The 26,364-nt window shown below is 72.6% G+C and carries 25 protein-coding genes; 9 read left to right on the top strand and 16 right to left on the bottom strand.

Annotation, left to right across the window (positions count from 1 at the left end; all coding sequences use genetic code 11):
• Window positions 1–102 precede the first annotated feature (102 nt).
• Window positions 103–1,287 (bottom strand): MarP family serine protease, encoded by a 1,185-nt coding sequence (locus ACFYST_RS07920; protein ID WP_387639090.1) that lies wholly within the window; start codon window positions 1,285–1,287, stop codon window positions 103–105.
• 145 nt (window positions 1,288–1,432) lie between these two features.
• On the opposite strand from ACFYST_RS07920, the gene ACFYST_RS07915 reads away from it, so the two are divergent.
• On the top strand, window positions 1,433–2,239 hold the full coding sequence (locus ACFYST_RS07915) for a DUF4389 domain-containing protein (protein ID WP_387639092.1): 807 nt from the start codon (window positions 1,433–1,435) through the stop codon (window positions 2,237–2,239).
• Window positions 2,240–2,246: 7 nt separating this feature from the next.
• Here the strand turns inward: ACFYST_RS07915 and ACFYST_RS07910 are convergent, their stop codons facing one another.
• The 4 genes from ACFYST_RS07910 to ACFYST_RS07895 all read right to left on the bottom strand — a co-directional run bounded on the left by ACFYST_RS07910 (window position 2,247) and on the right by ACFYST_RS07895 (window position 6,413).
• Complete coding sequence (locus ACFYST_RS07910) at window positions 2,247–2,942, bottom strand: NUDIX hydrolase (RefSeq protein WP_387860787.1); 696 nt, start codon at window positions 2,940–2,942, stop codon at window positions 2,247–2,249.
• The gene (nth, locus tag ACFYST_RS07905; RefSeq protein ID WP_387860786.1) at window positions 2,939–3,814 is read right to left on the bottom strand and encodes an endonuclease III; all 876 of its coding nucleotides are present in this window, start codon (window positions 3,812–3,814) and stop codon (window positions 2,939–2,941) included. Before nth ends, ACFYST_RS07910 begins: the two co-directional genes overlap by 4 nt.
• 110 nt (window positions 3,815–3,924) lie before the next feature.
• Window positions 3,925–5,352 carry an MFS transporter gene (locus ACFYST_RS07900; RefSeq protein WP_387860784.1) on the bottom strand — a complete coding sequence of 476 codons (1,428 nt, stop codon included), beginning with the start codon at window positions 5,350–5,352 and terminating at the stop codon, window positions 3,925–3,927.
• A 95-nt stretch (window positions 5,353–5,447) separates the two neighbouring features.
• Window positions 5,448–6,413, bottom strand: coding sequence for a hypothetical protein (locus ACFYST_RS07895; protein WP_387860783.1), 966 nt, complete (start codon window positions 6,411–6,413; stop codon window positions 5,448–5,450).
• Between the two features lie 356 nt (window positions 6,414–6,769).
• Here ACFYST_RS07895 and ACFYST_RS07890 point away from each other — a divergent pair, with 356 nt between their 5' ends.
• The 3 genes from ACFYST_RS07890 to ACFYST_RS07880 all read left to right on the top strand — a co-directional run bounded on the left by ACFYST_RS07890 (window position 6,770) and on the right by ACFYST_RS07880 (window position 9,964).
• Window positions 6,770–7,042, top strand: a complete 273-nt coding sequence (locus ACFYST_RS07890; RefSeq protein WP_387860781.1) for a heavy-metal-associated domain-containing protein — start codon at window positions 6,770–6,772, stop codon at window positions 7,040–7,042.
• 56 nt (window positions 7,043–7,098) lie between these two features.
• Window positions 7,099–9,351 carry a heavy metal translocating P-type ATPase gene (locus ACFYST_RS07885; RefSeq protein WP_387860780.1) on the top strand — a complete coding sequence of 751 codons (2,253 nt, stop codon included), beginning with the start codon at window positions 7,099–7,101 and terminating at the stop codon, window positions 9,349–9,351.
• A gap of 169 nt (window positions 9,352–9,520) precedes the next feature.
• On the top strand, window positions 9,521–9,964 hold the full coding sequence (locus tag ACFYST_RS07880) for an iron chaperone (RefSeq protein ID WP_387860778.1): 444 nt from the start codon (window positions 9,521–9,523) through the stop codon (window positions 9,962–9,964).
• A gap of 10 nt (window positions 9,965–9,974) precedes the next feature.
• On the opposite strand, the gene ACFYST_RS07875 is transcribed toward ACFYST_RS07880, so the two are convergent.
• The gene (locus ACFYST_RS07875) at window positions 9,975–10,880 is read right to left on the bottom strand and encodes a hypothetical protein (RefSeq protein ID WP_387860776.1); all 906 of its coding nucleotides are present in this window, start codon (window positions 10,878–10,880) and stop codon (window positions 9,975–9,977) included.
• A gap of 187 nt (window positions 10,881–11,067) precedes the next feature.
• Between ACFYST_RS07875 and ACFYST_RS07870 the strand changes: the two genes are divergently transcribed.
• Window positions 11,068–11,274, top strand: a complete 207-nt coding sequence (locus tag ACFYST_RS07870) for a DUF4287 domain-containing protein (RefSeq protein ID WP_387639115.1) — start codon at window positions 11,068–11,070, stop codon at window positions 11,272–11,274.
• A gap of 50 nt (window positions 11,275–11,324) precedes the next feature.
• A complete protein-coding gene (locus ACFYST_RS07865) occupies window positions 11,325–12,149 on the top strand; it encodes an alpha/beta fold hydrolase (RefSeq protein WP_387860774.1) in 825 nt (274 codons plus the stop codon).
• Between the two features lie 33 nt (window positions 12,150–12,182).
• Here the strand turns inward: ACFYST_RS07865 and ACFYST_RS07860 are convergent, their stop codons facing one another.
• Window positions 12,183–12,683, bottom strand: a complete 501-nt coding sequence (locus ACFYST_RS07860; RefSeq protein WP_387639121.1) for a MarR family winged helix-turn-helix transcriptional regulator — start codon at window positions 12,681–12,683, stop codon at window positions 12,183–12,185.
• A complete protein-coding gene (locus tag ACFYST_RS07855) occupies window positions 12,680–13,105 on the bottom strand; it encodes an SRPBCC family protein (protein ID WP_387860772.1) in 426 nt (141 codons plus the stop codon). Before ACFYST_RS07855 ends, ACFYST_RS07860 begins: the two co-directional genes overlap by 4 nt.
• A gap of 231 nt (window positions 13,106–13,336) precedes the next feature.
• Here ACFYST_RS07855 and serS point away from each other — a divergent pair, with 231 nt between their 5' ends.
• Complete coding sequence (gene serS / locus ACFYST_RS07850; protein ID WP_387639127.1) at window positions 13,337–14,632, top strand: serine--tRNA ligase; 1,296 nt, start codon at window positions 13,337–13,339, stop codon at window positions 14,630–14,632.
• A 100-nt stretch (window positions 14,633–14,732) separates the two neighbouring features.
• Here the strand turns inward: serS and ACFYST_RS07845 are convergent, their stop codons facing one another.
• Both ACFYST_RS07845 and ACFYST_RS07840 read right to left on the bottom strand, forming a co-directional pair.
• The gene (locus tag ACFYST_RS07845; protein WP_387860770.1) at window positions 14,733–15,830 is read right to left on the bottom strand and encodes a sensor histidine kinase; all 1,098 of its coding nucleotides are present in this window, start codon (window positions 15,828–15,830) and stop codon (window positions 14,733–14,735) included.
• Window positions 15,827–16,486 carry a response regulator gene (locus ACFYST_RS07840; protein WP_387860768.1) on the bottom strand — a complete coding sequence of 220 codons (660 nt, stop codon included), beginning with the start codon at window positions 16,484–16,486 and terminating at the stop codon, window positions 15,827–15,829. Before ACFYST_RS07840 ends, ACFYST_RS07845 begins: the two co-directional genes overlap by 4 nt.
• Window positions 16,487–16,555: 69 nt before the next feature.
• Between ACFYST_RS07840 and ACFYST_RS07835 the strand changes: the two genes are divergently transcribed.
• Both ACFYST_RS07835 and ACFYST_RS07830 read left to right on the top strand, forming a co-directional pair.
• Complete coding sequence (locus ACFYST_RS07835) at window positions 16,556–17,884, top strand: diacylglycerol/lipid kinase family protein (RefSeq protein WP_387639134.1); 1,329 nt, start codon at window positions 16,556–16,558, stop codon at window positions 17,882–17,884.
• Window positions 17,885–17,922: 38 nt separating this feature from the next.
• Window positions 17,923–18,468: a phosphatase PAP2 family protein gene (locus ACFYST_RS07830; protein ID WP_387861107.1), complete on the top strand. Its 546-nt coding sequence runs from the start codon at window positions 17,923–17,925 to the stop codon at window positions 18,466–18,468.
• Here ACFYST_RS07830 and ACFYST_RS07825 read toward each other — a convergent pair.
• The 6 genes from ACFYST_RS07825 to kdpF form a co-directional block, all read right to left on the bottom strand.
• On the bottom strand, window positions 18,456–19,130 hold the full coding sequence (locus ACFYST_RS07825; RefSeq protein WP_387860766.1) for a response regulator: 675 nt from the start codon (window positions 19,128–19,130) through the stop codon (window positions 18,456–18,458). The two genes, ACFYST_RS07830 and ACFYST_RS07825, sit on opposite strands and share 13 nt — an antisense overlap.
• Window positions 19,127–21,640, bottom strand: coding sequence for an ATP-binding protein (locus ACFYST_RS07820; RefSeq protein WP_387860762.1), 2,514 nt, complete (start codon window positions 21,638–21,640; stop codon window positions 19,127–19,129). Before ACFYST_RS07820 ends, ACFYST_RS07825 begins: the two co-directional genes overlap by 4 nt.
• 137 nt (window positions 21,641–21,777) lie before the next feature.
• Entirely contained in the window at window positions 21,778–22,395 is a 618-nt protein-coding gene (gene kdpC, locus ACFYST_RS07815) for a K(+)-transporting ATPase subunit C (protein ID WP_387639143.1), read from the bottom strand.
• An 18-nt stretch (window positions 22,396–22,413) separates the two neighbouring features.
• Window positions 22,414–24,510, bottom strand: a complete 2,097-nt coding sequence (gene kdpB / locus ACFYST_RS07810; RefSeq protein ID WP_387860760.1) for a potassium-transporting ATPase subunit KdpB — start codon at window positions 24,508–24,510, stop codon at window positions 22,414–22,416.
• Window positions 24,510–26,171, bottom strand: coding sequence for a potassium-transporting ATPase subunit KdpA (gene kdpA / locus ACFYST_RS07805; protein ID WP_387860758.1), 1,662 nt, complete (start codon window positions 26,169–26,171; stop codon window positions 24,510–24,512). The genes kdpB and kdpA overlap by 1 nt, the downstream gene beginning before the upstream one ends.
• A gap of 1 nt (window position 26,172) precedes the next feature.
• A complete protein-coding gene (gene kdpF, locus ACFYST_RS07800; protein WP_043915087.1) occupies window positions 26,173–26,262 on the bottom strand; it encodes a K(+)-transporting ATPase subunit F in 90 nt (29 codons plus the stop codon).
• Window positions 26,263–26,364: the final 102 nt, after the last annotated feature.

The raw sequence follows: 26,364 nt of genomic DNA, 5'->3' as shown, positions 1-26,364 counted from the left end.
GGGCTCCGCCGGGGGCGACCCGGCTGGGCCGTTCGGGTGAGCTCCGCCGACGCTACCAGGCAGGGCCGACGGGTCGTCAGGGAATGCTCGGCGGGTGGACGGTCAGAGCGCGCAGCCCTCGGTGCCGACCTTGCCGGTGGCGGTGGCACCCTCGGTGACGTCCTCCTTCACCTCGGCGGCGGTCAGCACGTAGCCGGTGTCGGAGCTGTCCAGGGACTTGGCGAACACCACCCCGTACACCTGGCCGTCCGGGGTGAGCAGCGGGCCGCCGCTGTTGCCCTGGCGGACCAGTGAGCGGACCGAGTAGACGTCGCGGACCACCTGGCCGCGGTGGTAGATGTCCGGGCCGTTGGCCTGGATGCGACCGCGGATGCGGGCGGGCTGGACGTTGAAGGCGCCGTTCTCGGGGAAGCCCGCGACGATCGCCGAGTCGTTGGTCCGCGCCTCGCCGGCGAAGGTCAGCGGCGGGGCGTTCAGCCGGGGGACGTCCAGCACGGCGATGTCGCGCTGCCAGTCGTAGCGGACCACGGTGGCGTCGTAGAGCTGGCCGGTGCCGCCGATCTGCACGGTCGGCTCGTCGACGCCGCCGACCACGTGCGCGTTGGTCATCACCCGGTGCGGGGCGAACACGAAGCCGGAGCCCTCCAGGGTCTTGCCGCAGGAGGGGGCGGTGCCCAGCACCTTCACCAGCGAACCCTTGGCCTTCTGCACGCCCGCGCTGCCGGCCAGTGCCGGGTCGGGCGGTTCCACCTCGGTGATCGGCTCCTGCTCGAACGGGTTGAACACCTGCGGGAAGCCGTTGCGGGCGAGTTCCTTGCTGAAGTCGGAGAACCAGTTCGGGGCGTCGGACGGCAGCGCCGACTGCACCGAGCCGAGCACCTTGGAGGTGCGCACCTGCTTGGAGACCGTCGGCAGTGAGGTGCCCGCCAGTGCCGAGCCGATCAGCCAGGCCACCAGCAGCATGGACATCACGTTCACCAGCGAGCCGCCGACCGCGTCCAGCGCCTTGACCTTGCCGCGGCCGATCCGTCCGCGCAGCTTCCAGCCGAAGTGGGTGGTGATCGCCTGGCCGATCGCGGCGAGCACGATCACCACGACGACCGCCACCACCGAGGCGGTGGTGCCCTGGGAGAGGTGGCGCAGCAGGAGCGGGAGCAGCTGGACGGCGATCAGGCCGCCGCCGAGGAAACCGAGCACCGAGAGCACGCCGACCACGAAGCCCTGCCGATAGCCGGAGACGGCGAAGCCCAGTGCGGCGGCGATCAGCAGCAGATCCAGGACGTTCACCCGGATACCCTCCCACGTCCCACCGGGCGGGGGACACCGGCCACCGGTGGTCGCTCGATCGGGTCAGCCCGGCGGGCAACGCGCCCGGATTGGTTGCGACTGTCTGACCATCCGGACAGCTGACGAGGGACCAGGGAGTCGTGCCATGGAACAGCCCAGGTGGGACGTGCCCGTCGTGGAGCGCACCGAGTTCCAGCCGGCCCTGGACCTCCCGCCGTCCGCCCGCCAGAACCGGCTCACCGTGCTGCTGCGTCTGCTGCTGCTGATCCCGCAGTTCATCGTGCTGTGGCTGCTGTCGATCGTGGCCTTCGTGGTCACGGTGATCGGCTGGTTCGGCGCGCTGTTCACCGGCCGGCTCCCCCGGTTCGCCGCCGAGTGGCTCTCCGGGTACCTGGCGTACGACACCAGGGTCTACGCCTCGATGCTGCTGCTGGTCGACCGCTACCCGCCGTTCCGCTTCGCCGCACCCGAGCACCCGGTGCGGATCGAGGTGCGCCCCGGCGAGCCGCTGAACCGGCTCGCGGTGTTCTTCCGGCTGCTGCTGGTCATCCCCGCCGCGATCATCCAGGGCCTGCTGCAGGCTGGCTGGTGGACGCTGTCCGTGATCAACTGGCTGATCGTGCTGATCATGGGCCGGATGCCGCAGGCGCTGTTCGAGGCCACCGCCGCCGTGCTGCGCTACCGGATGCGGTTCCAGGCGTACCTGATGATGCTCACCTCCGCCTACCCCAAGGGCGTGTTCGGCGACCCGCCGAACTCCGAGCCGCAGCGCTCCGCGACCCGGCCGCTGGTGCTGACCGGGGCCGCGAAGGCGCTGCTGGTGATCTACCTGGTGCTCGGGGCGGCGTCGTGGGCGGCGAGCTCGGCGAGCGACGAGTGGAACAACGAGGACAAGAACCCCGGCACCAATGGCGTGATCTCGACGCTCGCCCCGCTGCGCGTCGAACGCTGAGCGGTGGTCAGGAGCGGTGGCGCAGCGACAGCGCCACCGCCTCCTCGGAGAGTTCGACGGTGCGGCCGCTGTCCCAGGGCCGCTCCAGGCCGCTGAAGTGCAGCACCCGGTCGATCACCCCCGCCGTGAAGCCCCACACCAGTCGGCCGGCCACCTGGAACGCCGGGCCGGTGGTCCCGGACGGGTGGCGCAGCCGGGCCCGGTTCGCCGGGTCGGTCAGCTCCGCCAGCGGCACCCGGAACACCGCGCCGGTCTCCGCCGGGTCCACCACCGCGACCGGCGACTCGTGCCGCCACCAGCCGAGCACCGGCGTCACCACGAAGCCGCTCACCGGGATGTACAGCGCGGGCAGCCGGGCGAACAGCTGCACGCCGGACGGGTCGAGCCCGGTCTCCTCGGTGGCCTCGCGGAGCGCCGCCGCCAGCGGGCCGGCGGTGGCCGGGTCGCCGTCCTCCGGGTCCAGCGCGCCACCCGGGAAGGACGGCTGGCCGGCGTGCGAGCGCAGGCTGCGGGCCCGCTCGATCAGCAGCAGGTCCGGGCCGGTCGGGCCCTCGCCGAACAGCATCAGCACCGCCGACGGCCTGCCTCCCTCGGCGGGCGGCAGGAACCGGCTCAGCTGCTCCGGCACCGCCCGCTCGGCGGCGTCGCGCACCGGCAGCAGCCAGTCGGGCAGACCGTCCCGAAGCACTGCGGGCCCCGTCATGCCTTGCCTCCCACGTTCTTCCGGGCCGCCCGCACCGCGGCTGGGGCGGTGTCGGGCAACGGGTGTCCGGCCGCGACGTCGGCGCGGGCCGCCGCCTCGCCCGGGAAGTCGGCCGGGGGGCGCAGACGCTGGCCGGGCTGTCCGGCGAGCTCGTACTTGAGCAGCTTGCGGGCCTGCTCGGGGTCGGACTCGCCGGTGCCGTACGACGGGCAGAGCGGCGCGATCGGGCAGGCCCCGCAGGCGGGCTTGCGGGCGTGGCAGACCCGGCGGCCGTGGAACACCACGCGGTGCGAGAGCATCGTCCACTCGGACTTCGGGAAGATCGCGCCGACCTCGGCCTCGACCTGTTCCGGGTCCTCGGCGGTGGTCCAGCCGAAGCGGCGGGCGAGGCGTCCGAAGTGCGTGTCGACAGTGATTCCGCTGCCGCCGAAAGCGTTCCCGATGACGACGTTGGCGGTCTTACGGCCGACCCCGGGGAGGGTGATCAGGTCCTCCAGCTTGCGCGGTACCTCGCCGTCGTAGCGGTCACGCAGGGCGATCGACAGGCCGATCAGCGACTTCGCCTTGGCCCGGAAGAACCCCGTCGGGCGGACGATCTCCTCCAGCTCCTCGGGGACGGCCGCCGCGAGATCCTCCGGCGTCGGGTACTTGGCGAACAGTGCCGGGGTGGTCTGATTGACCCTCAGGTCCGTGGTCTGCGCCGACAGCACGGTCGCCACCAGCAGCTGGAACGGCCCGTCGAAGTCCAACTCCGGGTGCGCGTACGGGTAAAGCTCCGCCAGCTCACGGTTGATCTTCCGGGCCCTGCGCACCATCCCCAGGTGCGTCTCGGGCTTCTTCCGCCCGGCCTTCGCGACCTTGCTCTCTGCCATGCACGAAGGCTACGCCGATCCGCGGGGCCCCCGGCCGCTTTGCCCCGAGGACGACGCACTGCCCGGCGCTCCACCGGGGAGCGTCGGGCAGCCGGTGCGGGCGGGGTGGATCAGGCGGCGGCCTCCACGGGCTCGGTGGCGGGGGCCGGGGTGCGCAGGGTCAGGAGCGAGGCCAGGGCGCCGAGCAGAGCCAGGGCGGCGGCGCCGAGGAAGGCGGCGGAGAAGCCGTGGGTCAGGGCGACGGGGTTGCCGATCTCACGGGCGCCGTTGGCGGCGGCGACGGCGGTCATGGCGGCCAGGCCCAGGGCCGAACCGACCTGGTAGGAGGTGTTGACGATGCCGGAGGCGAGGCCGCCCTCGGCGGGGTTCGGGACGGCGAGCGCGGTGCCCAGCGACGGGATGAAGGCGAGCGCCATGCCGACGGCGGCGAGCAGCGAGGCCAGCAGGACGTCGACCGCGAAGCTGCCGTCCGGGCGGGCCAGCGACAGCCAGTACATGCCGGCGGCGAGCGCGGCCAGGCCGGTGACGATCAGCGGCTTCGGGCCGAAGCGGGCGATCAGGCGGGGCGCCAGGACGATCATCATCAGCGTGATCGCGGCGGTCATCGGCAGCAGCGCCGCACCCGAGGCGAACGCCTTGAGGCCGAGCACCTGCTGCAGGTAGAGGTTGAGGAAGAACCACATCGGGATCCAGGCCGCCGCCATCAGCAGCTGCGCCAGGTTGGCGCCCGCCAGGTTCGGGCTGCGCCAGATGCCGAGGCGCATCAGCGGCTCGCTGCGGCGGGACTGGATGGCGACGAACGCGGCGATCAGCAGGAGACCGGCGGCCAGCACCAGCCAGGTCTGCGCGGAGTCCCAGCCGACCTCGGGGGCACGGACGATGGCGAACACGGTGACGGCGAGGCCGGCGGTGACGGTGATCGCGCCCAGCCAGTCGATCGAACCGCGGCGGACCGCGGCGGCGGGCATCACGGAGGGGCTCATCGCGAGCACGATCAGCGCCACCGGGAGGTTGATCCAGAACACCCACTCCCAGCTGGCGTACTGGGTGATCAGACCGCCGAGGAAGACGCCCGCGGTGCCGCCGGCCGGGGCGGCCGCGCCGTACAGGGCGAAGGCCTTGGGCAGTTCGGTGGGACGTCCGCCGAACAGGGTCATCAGCAGGGTGAGCGCGGCCGGGGCGATCAGCGCCGAGCCGGCGCCCTGGGCGGCGCGGCCGACCAGTTCGACCCAGGCGGTGCCGGCCAGGCCGGCCATCAGGGAGCCGGCGGCGAGGACGATCCAGCCGGCGGCGAAGACGCGCTTGGCACCGAGCAGGTCGGACAGGCGTCCGCCGAGCAGCAGCAGACCGCCGAAGGCGATCACGTAGGCGTTGAACACCCAGGACAGGTTCTCCTGCGAGAACCCGAGCGCGGTCTGCATCTTCGGCAGGGCCACGCCGATGATCGAGGTGTCCATGATGACCATGAACTGGGCGAGGGCGATTAAGGCGAGCGCCGTCCAGCGGCGGGGTGCGGGGGGTGCGGTGAGGTCTGACATGGCCGGGAGCTCCTCTGGAGATATACCGGGAGGGGGTATGTGGGCGGCGTGGGTGTGCGCGGGCCTGGAATCCGCGCGGGGGGTGGGGCGGCCGATCAGTGGTGGTGGGCCGACTCGCTGGGGTTCGGGCTCGGGGCCGGGGTGGTGGCGGGGGCGCCGTCCGCGCCGGCGGTGAGGGTGAAGACGGCGGTGTGGACGGTGCCGGCGTGCTGGAAGTCCAGGAACAGCCGGTAGTCGCCCGCGGTGGGGGCGGTGGCCGCGAAGTCGATCTCCGGGCCGGGCTTGGTGACGCCGTCGCCGGGCTCGCCGTTCGGGTGGACGTGCAGGTAGCCGAGGTCTCCGGCGCGCAGCACCACCAGGTGGCCGTAGGCGGCGAGGTAGGGGTCGAGGTCGGCGACCGGCCGGCCGTCCTTCGACACCGCGAAGGCGAGCTTGCTCGCCTTGCCGGCCGTCAGGTCGCCGGTGAGGGTCACGGTGTAGCCGTCGACGGTGACCGAGCGGCCGGTCTCCGGGAGGGCGGCCGGCTGGTAGTCGCCGCCGGCGTGCAGGTCCGCGCCGAGCGTCAGCGCCTCGTCCCCCGCGGCCGGGGTGAAGTCGGCGAACACCCGGTAGTCGCCGGCCTTGGCGATGTTCGCCGGGACGCTCCAGGTACCGTCCGCCGCGCGGACCGGGTGCAGGTGCTGGAAGGACGTCAGGTCGCGGCTGGCGATGATCAGGTGGAGCTCCTTCTCGTGCGCCGGCCGGTACGCGGTGAGCGGCTTCCCGTCCGCGGCCAGCACCCGGAAGCTCAGCTCGGTCGGGCCGGCGGCCGGGACCACCGGGTGGTCGAGGCTCAGGGTGTAGCCGCCCTCGGAGATCTGCAGACCGCCGACCGGGTGGTCGTCCTTGCCGGCGCTGCCGCCGTGTTCCTCGTGGCCGGCGGCGCCATGGTTCCCGTCGGCGCCGTGCGCGGCGTGGGACGCGGCCGGGGTGCCTCCGACGGCGTGGCCGACTCCGAAGGCGGCGCCGAACGCGACGGCGAGTCCGGACGCGAAGACGGCGACTTTGAGTGCGGTGTTCATGGCGGACTCCCTTGGCGCTGGCGGTGCCTTGCGACATCACGGAGTAGATACCCCCCAGGGGTATATGTCAAGCGTCTCGAAGCGTGGAGGCAGACCACCGCGAGGCTTGCGTGGAGCGAGAGTTGCGAGGTCAGGGGCGGTGCGGGCCGGGAACGGATCGGTGCCGGAAATTTTTCGCAGCCGGAGGAGTGGCCCGCCACCGGCGGGAACTACACCGGGCCCACACCCCCTATAGGGCCGGACCGGCCCTGGATTCGGACCGGGAAGCCCTTGTGCTGCATACCCCCCAGGGGTATAAATGTTTTCACCGGGAGGGATACCCCCTCCGGGTATCGAGAACTTCAACGGAGGATCCCATGTCCTGCTGCTCCAGCGACGGCACCTGCTCCACCACCGCGACCATCACCGCGCCGGCCGCCATCACCACCGTGTTCGCGGTGTCGGGGATGACCTGCGGGCACTGCGAGAAGGCCGTTGGCAAGGCGATCGGGGCGCTCGAGGGCGTCGAGGCCGTGCAGGTGGACGTGAAGAACGGGCTGGTCACCGTCGGTTCGGTGGCCGAGCTCGACGACGAGACGGTGCGCGCCGCCGTCGACGAGGCCGGCTACGAGCTGACCGGCCGCGCCTGAGGAACGAAGGAACCCGGCCACCCGCCGGGATGTTCGAAACCCACGAGGAGCCCCTGATGACCACCCAGGCAGCACCCGCCTCCACCGAGGTGGAACTCCGCATCGGCGGCATGACTTGTGCCTCTTGCGCCGCGCGGATCGAGAAGAAGCTCAACCGCATGGACGGCGTCCAGGCCACGGTCAACTACGCCACCGAGAAGGCCAAGGTGGTCATCGACGGGCCCGTGGAGGTCTCCGCCCTGATCGCCACCGTGGAAGCCACCGGCTACACGGCCGCACTGCCGGAGCCCCCGGCCGAGGACAAGGGCGAGCAGGCCGCCGACGTGGCCGACGAGCTGGCCCCGCTGCGGCAGCGGCTGATCACCTCGCTGACCCTGGCCGTGCCGGTGATCGCGATGGCGATGGTGCCGGCGCTCCAGTTCGACAACTGGCAGTGGCTGTCGCTGACGCTGGCCGCGCCGGTCGTGACGTACGCGGCGTGGCCGTTCCACCGCGCCGCCTGGACCAACGCCAAGCACGGCGCCGCCACCATGGACACCCTGGTCTCGCTGGGCACCGGTGCCGCGTTCCTGTGGTCGCTGTGGGCGCTGTTCTTCGGCGACGCGGGCATGCCGGGCATGCGGCACGGCTTCGAGTTCACCATCGCCCGCTCCGACGGCGCGTCGAACATCTACCTGGAGGCGGCGGCCGGCGTCACCGCGTTCATCCTGGCCGGCCGGTACTTCGAGGCCCGGTCGAAGCGGACGGCCGGCGCGGCACTGAAGGCGCTGCTGGAACTGGGCGCGAAGGACGTGACGGTGCTGCGGGACGGCCGCGAGGTGCGGGTCCCGATCGGGCAGCTGGCCGTCGGGGACCGGTTCGTGGTCCGTCCCGGCGAGAAGATCGCCACCGACGGCACCGTGGTCGAGGGCAGCTCCGCCGTGGACGCCTCGATGCTGACCGGCGAATCGGTGCCGGTCGAGGTCGGCCCCGGCGACGCGGTGACGGGCGCGACCGTCAACGCGGGCGGCCGGCTGGTGATCGAGGCCACCCGGGTCGGTGCGGACACCCAGCTGGCCCGGATGGCGAAGCTGGTCGAGGACGCGCAGAACGGCAAGGCCGCCGCGCAGCGCCTGGCGGACCGGATCTCCGGCGTGTTCGTGCCGGTCGTGATCACCCTGGCGCTCGCCACCCTGGGCTACTGGCTGGGCACCGGCGAGGGCTGGACCGCCGCCTTCACCGCCGCCGTCGCCGTCCTGATCATCGCCTGCCCCTGCGCCCTGGGCCTGGCCACTCCGACCGCGCTGCTGGTCGGCACCGGTCGCGGTGCCCAGCTGGGCATCCTGATCAAGGGCCCCGAGGTCCTGGAGAACACCCGCAAGGTCGACACCATCGTGCTGGACAAGACCGGCACCGTGACCACCGGCAAGATGACCCTGGTCGGCCTGCACACCGTCGAAGGCACCACCGAGGACGAGGCGCTGCGGCTGGCCGGCGCGCTGGAGCACGCCTCCGAGCACCCGATCGCCCAGGCCGTGGCCACCGCCGCGCAGGAGAAGTTCGGCGAGCTGGAGGCGGTCGAGAGCTTCGAGAACGTCCCCGGCCTGGGTGTGCAGGGCGTGGTCGACGGCCACGCGGTGGTCGCCGGACGCGAGGCACTGCTGGCCGACTGGGCGCAGCACCTGCCGGCGGAGCTGGTGACCGCCAAGGCCGAGGCCGAGCGGGCCGGCCGGACCGCGATCGCGGTCGGCTGGGACGGCGCGGCGCGGGCCGTGCTGGAGGTGGCGGACGCGGTGAAGCCGACCAGTGCGGAGGCGATCGCCGAACTGCGGGCGCTGGGCCTGCGTCCGGTGCTGCTGACCGGTGACAACAGGCTGGTGGCGGAGTCGGTGGCGGCCGAGGTGGGCATCCCCGCCGAGGACGTGATCGCCGAGGTGCTGCCGGAGGACAAGGTCGCCACCGTGCAGCGGCTGCAGGCCGAGGGCCGGACGGTCGCGATGGTCGGCGACGGCGTCAACGACGCGGCCGCCCTCGCCCAGGCCGACCTGGGCCTGGCCATCGGCACCGGCACCGACGCGGCCATCGAGGCCGCCGACCTGACCCTGGTCCGCGGCGACCTCCGCTCCGCGGCGGACGCGATCCGGCTGTCGCGGCGGACCCTCGCCACCATCAAGGGCAACCTGTTCTGGGCCTTCGCCTACAACGTGGCCGCCCTGCCGCTGGCGGCGACCGGCCTGCTCAACCCGATGATCGCGGGCGGCGCGATGGCCTTCTCCTCGGTCTTCGTGGTCGGCAACAGCCTGCGGCTGCGGACCTTCAAGGCCCGCTGAGCCTCAGGTGGAAGGAGTCCGGTCCGGGAGCCTCCCGGGCCGGACTCCGGCGTTTCCGGGACCGATCGGTTGGCCGATCGGTCGACCGATCAGTTTCCGAGAAGCCGCGGCGGTGGCCCCGTTCCTACGATGAAGAACGTCACCAGGGAACGGAACGGGAGAGCGGGTCATGGCGGAGAAGCACGAGGGTTTCACGGCGGACGAGCGCGCGGCGATGAAGGAGCGCGCCAAGGAGCTGAAGGCGGAGTCCAAGCGGGCCTCGGCCGCCGCCAAGGCCGCCGAGGCGGAGCGGGACCTGCTGGAGAAGATCGCCGAGATGCCGCCGGAGGACCGGCTGCTGGCGGAGCGTTTCCACGCGATCGTCACCTCGGTCGCGCCGGAGCTGGCGCCGAAGACCTGGTACGGGATGCCCGCGTACAACAACGAGGACGGCAAGCCGGTGTGCTTCTTCCAGAGCGCCGCCAAGTTCAAGTCCCGGTACGCGACCATCGGCTTCAGCGACCAGGCACGCCTGGACGACGGCGACCTGTGGCCGACGTCCTACGCGGTCGCCGACCTCGGCGAGGCCGAGTCGGCGCGCATCGCCGAGTTGGTGAAGCGCGCCGTCGGCTGAGCGGCCGGGTTCAGGAGGAGTACGCGCGCAGGGTGAGCAGGGCGGCGAGGGTGACGCCCGGGCGGGCCTCGTGCTCGGTGGACTCGGACCAGCGGGCCCAGTTGATCGGCCAGCCGCCGTCCGGGAGTTGGGCGGACACCAGATGCACGAGTCCGCGCTCCAGCTCGGCGTCGGAGAACCAGGCGCGGGCCAGACTGTCCGGGCGGGGCGCGAAGTCGTGCGGCAGGTGGTACTCGCGGGGCGCGTACCCGGGGGCGATCCGGACCTCCTCCGGGTGCGCCGGGTCCAGCAGCACCAGCTGCTGCTTGCGCACCAACTCGCCGAGGCGGGCGGCCTGTTCGGTCGCCCAGGCACGGTCCGGCGAGGTGTCCAGGATGCCGACGGCGGTGAACACCTCGTACGGGTGGGTGTGCTCGATCGCCTCGACGGCGCGGCGGCAGAACGCCTCGGCGGCCGTCAGCCACGGGTGCTGGACGCCGTGGCGCAGCAGCGGGGCGGCGATCTGGCCAGTGGAGAGCAGTTCGGCAGGCGGGTCGTCGGCGATCGGCAGGAACGGCGGGTGCGGGTAGCGGCGCAGGGTGGGCAGCACGGCGGGCACGCCGCCGTCCGGGGTGGTCAAAGTGACGGCCCAGTCGCAGAGTTCGCGGCCGCGCGGGCCGGTCAGCGCGCCGGCCTCGCCGAGGATGCGGGCGGCGGCACCGGCGGCCAGCGGTTGGGCGGCCGGGCCGCGGACGTCGGGTTCCAGGCCGTACGCCCAGCCGCCGTCCGGGGTGCGGTAGGCGTCCAGGGCGGCGAGGACGCCCGCTTGGTCCGGGGCGTCGAACAGGTGGGTGAAGCGCCGCTGTTCCAGGACCCGGCCCGCGGTCCACAGGTAGTCGGCGGCGCGCTCGATCGTGCTGTCGTCGATCCATGCCATGACCCGACCGTAGGCCGCCGGAGGGGGACGCGTTCGGTGTTCGCGGGACGCCACGAGAAAGTCGCGAAAAAAGATTCACGGGAAGCGATGAGTTCCGCCCGGGCCGCCCGTCCGTACCTGTGACGGCAAACGACAGCAGACGACAGCGGCGGCCCCAGCGGCAGCGCGGAACGCGGAGGAACCCGGGATGAGCGTCAAGGGACCGGCCAGCTACTTCCCCTCCATCGAGCAGAAGTACGGGCGTCCGATCGCCGACTGGCAGGAGCTGATCAGCAGCTCGCCGCTGACCAAGCACATGGAACTGGTCACCTGGCTGAAGACCGAACACGGCATCGGACACGGCCACGCCAACGCGCTGGTCGCCCACACGCTCGCCACCGCCGGCCGGCCCTGACCTCCCCCGGACCCGCACCATCCCCACCCCCCACCCCGCAGGAGTTGAAGATGACCGAGTACGTGACCTCCGCCGACGGCACCCGGATCGCCTACCAGGCCGCGGGCGAGGGCCCCGCCGTGGTGATCGTGGACGGTGCGATGTGCCACCGCGGCTTCGGCCCGTCCGCCGGGATCGCCGGACAACTCGCCGACGGGCACCGGGTGTTCAGCTACGACCGGCGCGGGCGCGGGGAGAGCGGCGCGGGCGGCGCGGACGGCGCGGACGGCTCGAGCGGCGCGGACGTCGTCGAGCGGGAGATCGAGGACCTGGCGGCGGTCGTCGCGGCGGCGGGCGGCAGCGCGACCGTGCTCGGACTGTCCTCCGGCGGTGCGCTGGCGCTTCGGGCGGCCGGCGCGGGCATCGGCGTCGAGCGGGTCGCCGTGTACGAGCCGCCGTTCAGCACCAGCGACGAGCAGCGGGCCAGGTTCGCGGGCTACCGGGCGGGCGTGGCACAGGACGTCGCCGCCGGTGACCGCGGCGCGGCGATCGCCCGCTTCATGACCTTCGTCGGCACCCCCGAGCCGATGCTCGACGGGCTGCGTAACTCGCCCGTCTGGCCGCTGTTCGAGTCGGTCGCGCCGACGCTGGTCAACGACGCCGAGGTGCTGGACGGCGCGGCGGGCGCCGCCGTACCCACTGAGCTGCTGGCCGCGCTGACCGTGCCGGTGCTGGTCCTGGACGGCGGCCTCAGCACCGACCTGCTGCGGGACGCGGCCCGGGCGACCGCCACTGCGGCCGCCGGGTCCGCGTACCGCACCCTGGAGGGTCAGACCCACGAGGTGGCGCCGGAGGTGCTGGCGCCAGTGCTCGCGGAGTTCGTCGCCAAGGGCTGACCGTGCGGGCTCCGGTCGGGACGGCCAACTGCCTCAGGGCGCGTCGACCAGGTGGCGGAGCAGCCGACTGAGGGCGACTCCGTCCATGGCCGGGCGGCCCGGTCCGGGGAAGGCGGCGGGGGCGAAGAACGAACGGTCGGCGGCCTCGACGTCGGGGATCGCGGCGCGGGCCAGGCCGACGCCCTGCGAGGTGATGCGCAGGCGCAGGGACCGGGTGTCGTCCGGGTCGGTGGTGCGGGTCAGCAGGCCCTTGGCCTCCAGCTTCCGCACCACCTGCGAGGTGGTGCGGACGTCGGTACCGGCCTGCTGGGAGAGCTCCTGCTGGTTGGGGGTCTTGCCCTGCTCGTTGAGCCACCAGGCGCAGGAGAGCAGGACGAACTGGGGGTGCGTCAGGTCGTAGGGGGCGAGCGCGGCGGCGACTTCGCGCTGCCAGCGCATGGTGGCGTGCCACAGCCAGAAGCCCGGGCTGTGCACCGGGCCGTCGGCCAGCAGGTCCTGCTCGACGATCGCTGCGTCTTCGGGGTGAATCTTCATCGGGCCACTCGCTCCGCCTGGGCCAGCAGGCCGGCCATTGCCTCGGGGAAGTCCTCGGTGATCATCGGGCCGAGCTCGGGGCCGAGCCCGTCGGCGTCGGGGCCGGTGATCTCGAGGCGGTGCAGGACGCGGGTGCCGCCGTCGGGCAGGGCGGTGAGGGTGTGCCAAAAGCTCAGCGTGGTCCCGCCGAACTCGGTCTCGTCGGCGTAGACGTGGTTCTCCTCGATCCGGGTGATCACCGAGACGATCGGCTCCTGGCCGGTCGGCGTCATGGCGACCTTGCTGCCGACGGCGAACGGGCCGTCGAGCGTCACCGACTCCATTGAGGTGTCCCAGCTCGGCCAGGCGTTCAGGTCGCTGAGCACCGCCCAGACGGCGTGCGGCGCGGCGGTGGTGTCGGCGGTGTGCTCGTGCTGCCACATGGTGAGGTCCCCCTGCAGAGTCGGTCGTGTTTCCGAGTTGCTCTACGCAGAGATTATCTCTGCGTAGAGCAACTCGCAAGCGCGACCGAACCTGACCGAACCCGATCACTTCTGACCACCCCCACCGACCCTCCACCCGCCCCCCACCGCCCCCCAAAGCCCGTGCACCCCGATCCGCCCCCCTGCTACGGTCGGGACACTTCACCTGGCTGTCCCGAGGAGCAGACTCCGATGCATGATGCCCGCGCCCTGATCGACCTGGGGGACGAAGCCGTCCGGCGGCTCGCACGTCGCGGCTACCGGCTCGACCTGTCCGCACTGGAGGCCCTGCAGTCCCGGCGCAACGCGGGCATTCAGGCCGGTGACGAGCTGCGGGCCAGGTCGAAGCAGGTCGCGCAGGAGGTGCAGCGGACGGCGAAGCAGGGCGGGGACGTCTCGGAGCTGAAGGAGAGCGCCCGCGCGCTGAAGGAGCAGATCCAGCAGAACGAGGCCGAACTGGAGACGGTCCAGCAGGAGTTGACCGATCTGCTGCTGACCATCCCGAACCTGCCGGCCGACGAGGCGCCGGACGGGTTCTCGGACGAGGACGCCCTCGAGGTGCGCCGGGTCGGGGAGCCGCAGGCGTTCGGCTTCGCGCCCAAGGACCACGTCGACCTGGGCGAGACCATGGGCATCATGGACTTCGGCCGGGCCACCAAGCTGTCGGGTTCGCGGTTCAGCGTGCTGCGCGGCACCGGTGCGGCGCTGGAGCGGGCGATCGTCGCGCTGCTGCTGGACCTGCACACCCGCCGGCACGGCTACGTGGAGCACGCGGTGCCGTACCTGGTGAACCGACGCACGATGACGGGCACCGGCCAGCTGCCGAAGTTCGAGGAGGACCTGTTCCGGACGGGCGTCGCGGACCGGGACCTGTTCCTGATCCCGACCGCCGAGGTGCCGCTGACCAACCTGTACGCGGACGAGATCGTCGCCCCGGCCGAGCTGCCGCTGGCGCTCACCGCGCACACCCCGTGTTTCCGTTCGGAGGCCGGTTCGTACGGCCGCGACACCCGCGGGCTGATCCGGCTGCACCAGTTCTCGAAGGTGGAGATGGTGCGGATCTGCGCCGCCGAGCAGGCGCGGGAGCAGATGCTGCTGATGGTGTCGCACGCCGAGGCGTGCCTGCAGGAGCTGGAACTCGCCTACCGCGTGGTCACGTTGGCGGCCGGCGACACCGGCTTCTCCTCGCAGCTGACGTACGACCTGGAGGTGTGGCTGCCCAGCCAGGACACCTACCGGGAGATCTCCTCGGTGTCGGACTTCGGCACCTTCCAGGGCCGCCGGGCCGGTATCCGTACCCGCGACGAGAACGGCAAGCCGACCCCGGCCGCGACGGTGAACGGTTCGGGTCTGCCGCTGGGCCGCACCATCGCGGCGGTGCTGGAGCAGCACCAGCAGGCCGACGGTTCGGTGCTGCTGCCGAAGGCGCTGCACAAGTACCTCGGCTTCGCCCGGATCGCCGCCGACGGCACCCCCGTCGAGGAGTAGAGCCCGAGAGCCAGGACGGCGCGTGGCCACCCCGACGCAAGGGGCGGCCACGCGCCGTCGGCGTGTCCGGGCGCGGGTGCGGTCACAGCTACCGGTGCGTTCAGCCGGTCGGCAGCGTCGCCGCCACCCGCCAGCCGGGGCCGTGCGGGCCGGCAGTCAGTTCGCCGCCGAGGTCGGCGATCCGGGTGCGCAGGGCGGTCAGGCCGGTGCCGCCGCCGGGGCGGGCGTGGGGGTAGGCGGGGCCGGTGTCGGTAACGGTGACGGTGAGGCCGGTGCCGGGATGGTGGGCGACGGCGACGGTGATCCGATCGGCGGCGGGCGCGTGGCGGCGGATGTTGGTGAGCGCTTCCAGCGCGACCCGGTAGGCGGCGTCCTCGACGGCGGGCGGCAGCGCGGGCAGATCGGCGGGATGGTGCAGCGCGGGCCGGTCGGGGAAGTGGTCGAGCAGGGCGGGGAGTTCGGTGAGGGCGTGGCGGCGCGGGGCGGCGCCGTCGGGGGCGCGCAGGGTGTCGAGGGTGTGATCCATGGAGGCGAGGGCGCGCTGTCCGGCGGCTTCCAGCCGGGTCAGCAGCCGGGCGTTCTCGTCCGGGTCGTAGCCGCTGACCTGGGCGGCCTGCACTTCGAGCAGGATGCCGGTGAGCTCGTGGGCGACGTAGTCGTGCAGGTCGCGAGCGACGGCGAGGCGCTGTTCGTGGCGGGCGTCGCGGACGGCGCGGGCCCGGCGGTCGTCCTGGCCGCGCAGGTAGAGGGCGGCGCCGAGGGCGGTGGCGACGGGGGCGACGGCGATCACCAGGCCGGCCACGGAGGCGTCCAGCGGCACGGGTTGGCGCAGCGCGAAGCGCAGCGGCAGGGCCAGGGCGGCGGCGGTGGTGAGCGCGCCGGCGGCCCAGGCGGGGCGGGCCGGCAGGCGTCGTACGGCGCGTACCACCAGGGCCAGCAGGGCGGCGAACTCGGCGGGCATCCAGAGCAGTTCCAGCCCGTGGTCGCCGAAGTAGCCGGCGTCGACGGCGAGTGAGAGCAGGGCGGCGGCGACGGGTGCGAGGACGGGTGAGCGCGGGCCGAGCGGTCGGTGCAGCGCGGCGAGGGCGAGGACCAGGACGGCGGTGCCGCCGGGGATCCAGCCGGCCGGGGGCCCGAGCACGGCCGGCACGAGCAGCAGCACGGCCGCGACGGCGGTGAGGGCGCGGCGGACGGTCATGCGGGCAGGTCGGTGAGGTAGCCGAGTTCGAAGGCGCGCATGGCGATGCCGACCCGGTTGCGGACGCCGAGTTTGCGCTGGATGTGTGCGACGTGGGTCTTCACGGTGCCGGCCGAGATGAACAGCGCGGCGGCGATGTCGGCGTTGGTGCGTCCGGCGGCGACTTCGCGGGTGATCTCCTGTTCGCGGGTGGTGAGGGGTTCGGCGAGCGGAGCGGCCTCGGGGCGGCGGCCGGTGACGTGCTGGAGCAGGCGGACGGTGACGGACGGGCTGATCAGGCTGTCGCCGGCTGTGGCGGCGCGGACGGCTTCGATCAGCAGGGCCGGTCCGGAGCGTTTGAGCAGGAAGCCGGAGGCGCCGCCGCGCAGCGCCGGGTACACGTACTCGTCGAGGTCGAACGTCGTCACCACGACCACTTTGACCTGTGGGTCGGCGGTGGGCCCGCAGAGTTGGCGGACGACTTCGAGGCCGTCCATCCGGGGCATCCGGACGTCGACGAGGGCGACGTCCGGGCGCAGCGCGCGGGCGGATTCGACGGTGGCGATGCCGTCGGCGGCCTCGCCGACCACCTGGATGTCCGGTTGGGTTTCGAGGATGCGGCGCAGTCCGCGTCGCACCATCTCCTGGTCGTCGGCGAGCAGTACCCGGATGGTCACCCGGCGGATTCTGCCACAGCCCGATTGTCTTTCCGGGTCCGATGGTTGACGGGGCGTTACCGTCGGTGGATGGGTGAGGTGGTGCGGGCGAAGTGGCTGGCGCGGGCCGCGATCGGGTGCGGGACGGCGGCGGTCGGGGTGCTGGCGGCGGGGGCGGGGCTGCGCGGGGCGCTGGTGGTGGGGGTCGGGGTGGCGGCGTTGGCGCTGATCGCGGTGGGGGTGTGGTGGGCGTTGTCGCGGCGCGGGCCGGCGCGTTGGCTCGGGGCGCTGTTGGCGGTGGCGGCGCCGGTGGGTGCGGTGGCGCTGGTCGTCGGGGCGGAGACGTGGCCGTGGGTGCTGGGCGCGGTGGCGCTGTGGTCGGCGGGTCTGTCACTGGGACGGTCGGCGCTGCGCTCGGCGCGGGGGCCGCGCGAGGTGCGGGAGCGGGAGGCGCCGGGGCCGCGCAGGCCGGTGCTGATCATGAATCCGGAGTCCGGCGGCGGGAAGGTGCGGGAGTTCCGCTTGGCCGACCGGGCCCGGGAGTTGGGGGCCGAGGTGGTGCTGCTCGACCCCTCTGCCGGGCCGGAGCAGGACGTGGCGCTGCTCGCGGAGCGGGCCGTGGCGGATGGCGCGGATCTGCTGGGTGTGGCCGGCGGGGACGGCACGCAGGCGCTGGTGGCGCAGGTCGCGGCCCGGCACGGGTTGCCGTTCCTGGTGGTGGCGGCGGGCACCCGCAACCACTTCGCGCTGGACCTGGGCCTGGACCGGGACGACCCGGCGAGCGGCCTGGACGCGTTGACGGACGGTGTGGAGCTGCGGGTGGACCTGGGCGAGGTGGCGGGTCGGGCGTTCGTGAACAACGTGTCGTTCGGCACCTACGCGGAGGTCGTGCGGAATCCGGAGTACCGGGACGCGAAGGCGTCGACGATGCTGGCGATGCTGCCGGACCTGCTGGTGGGGTACGCGGGCGCGGAGCTGCGGGCCGAGGTGGGCGGGGAGGTGCTGGAGCGGCCGCACGCGGTGCTGGTCAGCAACAACCCGTACGACGCGGGGGACCTGCTGGATCCGGGGCGGCGTTCGCGGCTGGATCTGGGCCGGTTGGGGGTGCTGGGGGTGAGGGTGGACGGCGCGGCGCAGGCGGCGGAGCTGGCGTTGCGGGGTACGAATGCGGAGGCGGTGCGGACCCTGGTGGGGCGTGAGGTGCTGGTGACGGCGGAGGCGGCGAGGATTCCGGTGGCGGTGGACGGCGAGGCGTTGGAGCTGGACGTCCCGGTGCGGTGCGTGATCCGGCCGGGGGCGCTGCGGGTGCGGGTGCCGCGGCGCCGTCCGGGTGCGGTGCGGCCGGCGCCGCCGCTGTCATGGGGGCTGCTGTCGCGGCTGGCGGCGGGCCGCGTCGAGGCGAACGACGGTGCGCGGTGAGGGCGGTGGAGCGGTGGGTGCCGGCCGGGCGCCGGGTGATGGCGGACGTGTCGGCGGTGGACCTGGCGGTGTACGTGACGATCGCGGCGACGCCGACGCCGACGCTGGACGAGGGCCTGCGGCGGCTGTCGACGGCGGCGAACCACTCGAAGCTGTCGGTGGCGGTGGCGTGCGGCCTGGCGCTGGTGCCGGGGGCGTCGCGCCGGGCGGCGCTGGTGGGGCTGGGGTCGGTGGCGGTGGCGTCGGCGGCGGCGAACGTGGCGGGCAAGTCGCTGGCGCGGCGGGCCCGGCCGGACCGGGTGGCGGGGAAGGTGCCGCAGGCGCGGCAGGTGCCGATGCCGGAGTCGGGGTCGTTCCCGTCCGGGCACACCGCGTCGGCGTTCGCGTTCGCCACCGGAGTGGCCTCCCAACTGCCTTGGGCGGCGGCCCCGTTGGGCCTGCTCGCGGCGTCGGTGGGCTACTCGCGGGTGCACACGGGCGTGCACTACCCGGGGGACGTGGTGGCGGGCGCGCTGCTGGGGACGGTCGCGGGCAGTGTGGTGGCGGGCGTGGGCCGGCGGCTGGTGGCCCGTCAGGGAAGGTAGCGGTAGCCGAGGCCGGGTTCGGTGATCAGGTGGCGGGGGCGGTGCGGGTCGCGTTCGAGTTTGCGGCGCAGGGCCGCGAAGTGGACCCGCAGGTAGTTGCTGTGTTCTTCGTGGCCCGGTCCCCAGACGGCGGTGAGGAGTTGTTGGCGGCCGACGAGCCGGCCGGGGGCCGCGAGCAGCACGGAGAGCAGTTTCCATTCGATGGGGGTGAGGCGTACGGGGCCGTCGGGTCCGGTGGCGCGGGCGGCGGCGGGGTCGACGGCGTGGTCGCCGATCCGGGCGAGTGGCGGGGCGGTGGCGGGTGCGGGGCGGCGCAGGACGGCGCGGAGCCGGGCGAAGAGTTCGTCCATGACGAAGGGTTTGGTGAGGTAGTCGTCGGCGCCGCCGTCGAGGGCGTGGATGCGGTCGGCGGGGTCGGTGCGTCCGGAGAGCACGATGACGGGTGCGGAGCTGTGGCGGCGCAGGGCGCGCAGGACGTCCATGCCGTCCTGGTCGGGCAGGCCGAGGTCGAGCAGGACGGCGTCGGGCGGGGTCTGCTCGGCGAGTTCGAGGGCCTGTCGGGCGGTGCCGGCGGTGAGGGCCGCGTACTGGCGGGCGACCAGGTTGAGGCGCAGGGTGCGCAGCAGGCGGGGTTCGTCGTCGACGGCCAGGACGCGGGTCATGAGGCTTCCTGTTCGGTGGTGGCGGCGGGCAGGGTGAGCAGCAGGGTGGCGCCGCCGCCGGGGGTGTCCTCGACGTCGAGGCTGCCGCCCATGGCTTCGGCGAGGCCGCGGGAGAGGGCGAGGCCGAGGCCGAGGCCGGTGGTGTTGTCGGTGTCGCCGAGGCGTTGGAACGGCAGGAAGACGCGGTCGCGGTCCTCGGGCGGGATGCCGGGTCCGCGGTCGACGATGCGGATCTCGACGCGGTCGGCGTGGGCGGAGGCGGTGACCAGGACGGGTGCGCCGGGTGCGTTGTGCCGGAGCGCGTTGGTGACGACGTTGGCGAGGACGCGTTCGAGCAGTGGCGGGTCGGCGAGGACGGGCGGGGCGGTGTCGAGGTCGAGGGGTTGGACGGGCGCGTCGGGGTCGGGCAGTGAGTCGAGGGCGCGGGGCAGGATCTCGTCGAGGTGGGTGGGTTGCAGGTGCAGGGTGAGGGCGCCGGCCTGGAGGCGGCTGAGGTCGAGCAGGTTGTCGACGAGTCGGGTGAGTTCGACGAGGGATTCGTCGGCGAGGGCGAGCAGTTCGTTCCGGTCGTCGGCGGAGAATTCGACGTCGGGGCTGCGCAGGGAGCCGACGGAGGCGAGGGCGGTGGCGAGCGGGGTGCGCAGGTCGTGGCTGACGGCGGCGAGCAGGGCGGTGCGCATCCGGTCGGCGGCGCGGATGGGTTCGACCTCGGCGGCGACGGTGGCGAGGCGGTCGCGTTCGAGGGCGGCGGCGAGGTGGGCGGCGAACGCGGCGAGTACCCGGTGGTCGGTGTCGGACAGTCGGCGTCCGGTGAGGACGAGCAACGCGTCGGCGCCGACGGGCAGTTCGGTGGTTTCGGGGTGTTCGTCGGCGGCTGCGGGGGTGTCGGTGCGGGCGAGGACGTCGCCGGTGGCGGGGTCGAGCAGGGCGGCGGTGTCGAGGCCGAAGGAGGTGCGGGTGCGTTCGAGCAGGGCGGGGACGGCGTCGGCGCCGCGCAGGACGGAGCCGGCCAGGGTGGAGAGGGTTTCGGCTTCGGCGGTGGCGCGGGCGGCGCGGGCGGTCTGCCGGGTGGAGTGGTCGACGACGGTGGACACGCAGAGGGCGACGGCGGCGAAGACGGCGAGGGCGATGAAGTTGTTGGCCTCGCCGATGGTGAAGGTGTGCACGGGCGGGATGAAGTAGTAGTTCAGCAGCAGTGAGGCGACCACCGAGGCGAGCAGGGCGGAGGTCGCTCCGCCGAGCAACGCGACGGCGACGACGCCGAGTTGGAAGATCAGCGCGTCGGTGGTGAGGTTCAGCGCGTGGTGGCCCTGGGAGAGCACGGCGGTCAGCACCCAGGGGACGGCGAGTCCGGCGGCGTATCCGACGAGGGTGCGGCGGCGGGAGTGCCGGCGGCCGAGCGAGGGGAGCCGGCCGCGGCCGGTGAACGCGTGGGTGACCATGTGGACGTCGATGTCCTCGGACCGGTCGACGGTGGTTTCGCCGATGCCGGGTCCGGTGAGGAAGCGGCTGGTGCGGCCGCGCCGGCTGGTGCCGAGGACGAGTTGGGTGGCGTCGCGGGCGCGGGCGAAGGTCAGCAGTGTTTCGGGGATGTCGTCGCCGACGACCAGGTGGTAGCTGCCGCCGAGGGATTCGACCAGGCTGCGCTGTTCGGCGAGCCGGCCGGGTGAGGCGCCGGCCAGGCCGTCGCTGCGGGTGACGTGCACGGCGAGGAGTTCGCCGCCGGCGGTGCGGTCGCAGATCCGGGCGGCGCGGCGGATCAGGGTGGGGCCTTCGGGTCCGCCGGTGAGGGCGACGACGACGCGTTCGCGGGTCTCCCAGACCCGGTCGATGTTGTGCACGGCCCGGTAGTCGCGCAGTCCTTCGTCGACCCGGCCGGCCAGCCAGAGCAGGGCGAGTTCGCGCAGTGCGGTGAGGTTGCCGACCCGGAAGTAGTTGGCGAGCGCGGCGTCGACCTTCTCGGCCTGGTAGACGTTGCCGTGGGCGAGGCGGCGGCGCAGTGCCTGCGGGGCCATGTCGACGAGTTCGATCTGGTCGGCGCGGCGCACCACTTCGTCGGGGACGGTTTCGCGCTGCGGTACGCCGGTGATCTTCTGCACCACGTCGTTGAGCGATTCGAGGTGCTGGATGTTGACGGTGGTGACGACGTCGATGCCGGCGGCGAGGAGTTCTTCGACGTCCTGCCAGCGCTTGGCGTGCCGTCCGCCGGGGATGTTGGTGTGGGCGAGTTCGTCGACCAGGGCGAGTTCGGGCCGTCGGGCCAGCAGCGCGTCCAGGTCGAGTTCGGCGAATTCGGTGTCGCGGTAGCGCCTTGTGGTGCGCGGGAGTTGTTCCAGTCCGTCGAGCAGCCGGGCGGTGCGGGGCCGGTTGTGGGTCTCCAGGAAGCCGACGACCACGTCGGTGCCGCGCTCCTGGCGGCGGTGCGCCTCGTCGAGCATCCGGTAGGTCTTGCCGACGCCGGGGGCCGCGCCCAGGTAGACCCGTAGCCGGCCCCGCCGGTGGGCGGGCATCCGGGCTCCGAAGGCCTGTCCTGGGTCAACTGGCATGGCGGCTCGTCTCACGGTCGGGTCGGTAGGGGCGGGTACGCGGCCGGCCGACCCGGGCGGGGGAGCGCCCGGGTCGGCCTGCTTCGGTAAGGGACGCATCGTCACTTCAGGTCGGCGACCGCACGGTTGAGCAGCACCACGTTGACGCCGCCCTGGCCGAGGAAGCCGAGCGAACGGCCGTCGGTGAACTCGCCGATCAGCCGGTCGAGTTGCTCGGGGCTGACGCCGCGGGCCCGGGCGACGCGCTGGACCTGTTCCTTGGCGTACGCGACGGAGATCTGCGGGTCGAGTCCGGAGCCGGAGGCGGTCAGCGCGTCCGGGGGGACGCTCGCCGGGTCGACGCCGTCGAACGCGGCGACGGCGGCGCGGCGCTCCTCGACGGCCTTCAGCAGGTCGGCGCTGTTCGGGCCGAGGTTGGACGCGCCGGAGGACTTCGGGTCGTAGCCGCCGGCCGACGGGCGGGGCTGGAACCACTTCGGGTCGGGCTGCGCCTGCTCGTCCGGGTCGTCGGGGTTCTGCTTGGGCAGGTCGAAGCTCTGGCCGAGCAGGCTGGAGCCGATCTCCTTGCCGTCGTTCTTCACCACCGAGCCGTTGGCCTTGGCGGGGAACGCGAGTTGGCTGATGCCGGTGATCAGCAGCGGGTAGGCGATGCCGAGGATCACGGTCATCACCAGCAGCATCCGCAGCGCGGTGAGGTGGGTACGCAGGAAGGTGGGCATGTCTCGTTCTCCTCTCTGTCAGCTCAGGCCGGGGACGAACTGGACGATCAGGTCGATGGCCTTGATGCCGACGAACGGCACCACCAGGCCCCCTATGCCGTAGACCCCGATGTTCCGGGACAGCAGCGAACTGGCGTCGGACGGACGGTACTTGACGCCGCGCAGGGCGAGCGGAATCAGGCCGATGATGACCAGGGCGTTGAAGATGATCGCCGAGGTGATCGCGGAGGTCGGGCTGTGCAGGCCCATGATGTTCAGGTGCCGCAGGCCGGGGTACACGCCGGCGAACATCGCGGGGATGATCGCGAAGTACTTGGCCACGTCGTTGGCGATCGAGAAGGTCGTCAACGCGCCGCGGGTGATGAGCAGTTGCTTGCCGATCTCGACGATCTCGATCAGCTTGGTCGGGTTGGAGTCCAGGTCCACCATGTTGCCGGCCTCCTTGGCCGCCATGGTGCCGGTGTTCATCGCCACGCCGACGTCGGCCTGGGCGAGCGCCGGGGCGTCGTTGGTGCCGTCGCCGGTCATCGCGACCAGCTTGCCGCCCTCCTGCTCCTTGCGGATCAGGGCCATCTTGTCCTCGGGGGTGGCCTCGGCGAGGAAGTCGTCGACGCCTGCCTCCTGGGCGATCGCCCGGGCGGTCAGCGGGTTGTCGCCGGTGATCATCACGGTCTTGATGCCCATCCGGCGCAGCTCCGCGAAGCGCTCGCGCATGCCCTCCTTGACCACGTCCTTGAGGTGGATCACGCCGAGCACCCGGGGCGGCCGTCCGCCCTCGCGGTCGGCGACCACCAGCGGGGTGCCACCGGCGGCGGAGATCCCGTCGACCAGCTGCGCGACCTCGGGGCCGACCGAACCGCCGTTGCCCGTCACCCAGTTGGCGACCGAGGCGGCCGCGCCCTTGCGGACCTCGCGGCCGTCCCCCTCGGGAAGGTTGACGCCCGACATCCGGGTCTGCGCGGTGAACGGCACCCATTCGGCGTGCGCCAACTCGCCCTGGGCGCGGGCCCGCAGGCCGTACCCGGTCTTGGCGAGCACCACGATCGAGCGGCCCTCGGGGGTCTCGTCGGCCAGCGAGGACAGCTGCGCGGCGTCCGCGAGTTCCTCGACGCTCACGCCCTCGGCGGGCTGGAACTCGGCGGCCTGCCGGTTGCCGAGCGTGATGGTGCCGGTCTTGTCGAGCAGCAGGGTGTTGACGTCGCCGGCGGCCTCCACGGCCCGGCCCGACATCGCCAGCACGTTGCGCTGCACCAGCCGGTCCATGCCGGCGATGCCGATCGCCGAGAGCAGCGCGCCGATGGTGGTCGGGATCAGCGCCACGATCAGCGCGACCAGCACCACGGTGGGCTGCGGGGCGCCCGCGTACGTCGCCATCGGCTGCAGGGTGACCACCGCGATCAGGAACACGATGGTCAGCGAGGCCAGCAGGATGTTCAGCGCGATCTCGTTCGGCGTCTTCTGCCGGGCCGCGCCCTCCACCAGGGCGATCATCCGGTCGATGAAGGTCTTGCCCGGTTCGGAGCTGATCTTCACCACGATCCGGTCGGACAGCACCTTGGTGCCGCCGGTGACGGCCGAGCGGTCGCCGCCGGACTCGCGGATCACCGGCGCGGACTCGCCGGTGATCGCCGACTCGTCGACGCTGGCGATGCCCTCGACCACGTCGCCGTCGCCCGGGATGACCTGCCCGGCCTCGACCACCACGTGGTCGCCGAGCCGCAGCGCGGTGCCCGGCACCTCCTCCTCGGTCTGCGCCGCAGGCCAGTTGACGAGACGTCGGGCCATGGTGTCGGACTTGGCACGGCGCAGCGTGTCGGCCTGTGCCTTGCCGCGGCCCTCGGCGACCGCCTCGGCCAGGTTGGCGAACACCGTGGTCAGCCAGAGCCAGACGGTGATCGCCCAGGCGAACACCGACGGGTCGGCGATCGCGGCGACGGTGGTGACCACCGAGCCGACCTCGACCACGAACATCACCGGGTTCTTCACCATCACCCGGGGGTCGAGCTTCTTCACCGCGTCGGGCAGCGAGGCGAGCAGCAGCTTCGGATCGAGCAGGCCCGCGGAGACTCTGTGCGGCGCCTGTTCGGGGGCCGCCGGTTCAAGGGTGGTGGACATCAGTGGAGACCTTCTGCGATCGGCCCGAGGGCCAGGGCCGGGAAGTAGGTGAGGCCGACGACGATCAGCACCACACCGGAGAGCAGTCCGACGAACAGCGGCTTGTGGGTGGGCAGGGTGCCCGCGCTCGCCGGGACGGGCTGCTGCTTGGCCAGCGAGCCGGCCAGTGCCAGCACGAACACCATCGGCAGGAACCGTCCGAACACCATCGCCAGGCCCAGCGCCGTGTCGTACCAGGTGGTGTTCACGGTGATGCCGGCGAACGCCGAGCCGTTGTTGTTCGCGGCCGAGGTGAACGCGTACAGCACCTCGGAGAAGCCGTGCGCCCCGGAGTTGAGCATCCCGGCGCGCTCGCCGGGCAGGGCGATCGCGGTGCCGGCGCCGATCAGCACGATCGTCGGGGTGGTGAGGATGTACAGCGAGGCGAACTTCATCTCCCGGCCGCCGAGCTTCTTGCCCAGGTACTCGGGGGTGCGGCCGACCATCAGACCGGCCACGAACACCGCGACGATCGCCAGGATCAGCATCCCGTACAGGCCGGAGCCGGTACCGCCGGGCGCGATCTCGCCGAGCATCATGTTGAAGATCGCCAGACCGCCGCCGAACGGCGAGTACGAGTCGTGGAAGGAGTTCACCGCACCTGTCGAGGTGAGCGTGGTGGACGCCGCGAACAGGCTCGACCCGGCGATGCCGAGCCGCTGCTCCTTGCCCTCCATCGCCGCGCCGGCGGCCTGCAGGGCGGTGCCGCCGTGCTGGTGCTCGAAGAACGTGATCAGCGCGGCCGAGGCCACCCAGAACAGGCCCATCACCGCGACGATCGCGTAGCCCTGGCGGTGGTCGCCGACCATCCGGCCGAAGGTGCGCGGCAGCGAGAACGCGATCACCAGTATCAGGAAGATCTCCACCAGGTTGGTGAAGCCGGTCGGGTTCTCGAACGGGTGCGCCGAGTTGGCGTTGTAGAAGCCGCCGCCGTTGGTGCCGAGCAGCTTGATGACCTCCTGCGAGGCCACCGGCCCGCCCGGGATCGCCTGCTGACCGCCCGTCAGCGTGCCGACCTCGTGGAAACCGTGGAAGTTCTGCACCACGCCGTTCGCGGCCAGCACCAGCGCGAACACGATCGCGATCGGCAGCAGCAGGCGCAGCGAGATCCGGGTCAGGTCCACCCAGAAGTTGCCGACCCGGTCGGTGCGGTTGCGGGTGAAACCGCGGATCAGCGCCGCGACCACGGCGATGCCGACGGCCGCGGAGACGAAGTTCTGCACCGCCAGGCCCGTCATCTGCACCAGGTGGCCCATCGCGGACTCGCCGCTGTACGACTGCCAGTTGGTGTTGGCGGTGAACGAGATCGCGGTGTTCCAGGCCTGGTGCGCCTCCATCTCGGGCACGCCCAGGCTCAGCAGCAGGTGCGTCTGCAGCCGGATCAGCCCGTACAGGAACAGCACCGACAGCGTCGAGAACGCCAGCACCGACCGCAAGTACACCGGCCAGCGCTGGTCGGCGTCGCCGTCGACGCCGACCAGTCGGTACAGGGCCTTCTCGGCTCTCAGATGTTTCGCGGTGGTGAGCAGCCGCGCGATGTAGTCACCCAGCGGCCGGTAGCAGAGAGCCAGCGCACCGACCAGGGCGATCGCCTGGAGCCAGCCGGCAAGAGTGGCACTCATGTCAGAACTTCTCCGGGTGGATCAACGCGAGAACGAGGTAACCGACCAGCGCGGCGGCGACGATGAGACCGACGATGTTCTCCGCGGTCACAGCTTCTCCACCCCCCGCGCGATCAGGGCGATGACGGCGAACACGGCGACCGTGACACCGACATAGATCAGATCCGACATGGCATCCACCAAGGTGGCTCGG

The sequence above is a fragment of the Kitasatospora sp. NPDC004614 genome (assembly GCF_042873675.1).
Taxonomy (GTDB): domain Bacteria; phylum Actinomycetota; class Actinomycetes; order Streptomycetales; family Streptomycetaceae; genus Kitasatospora.
This window is presented reverse-complemented; position numbering and strand designations above follow the sequence as displayed.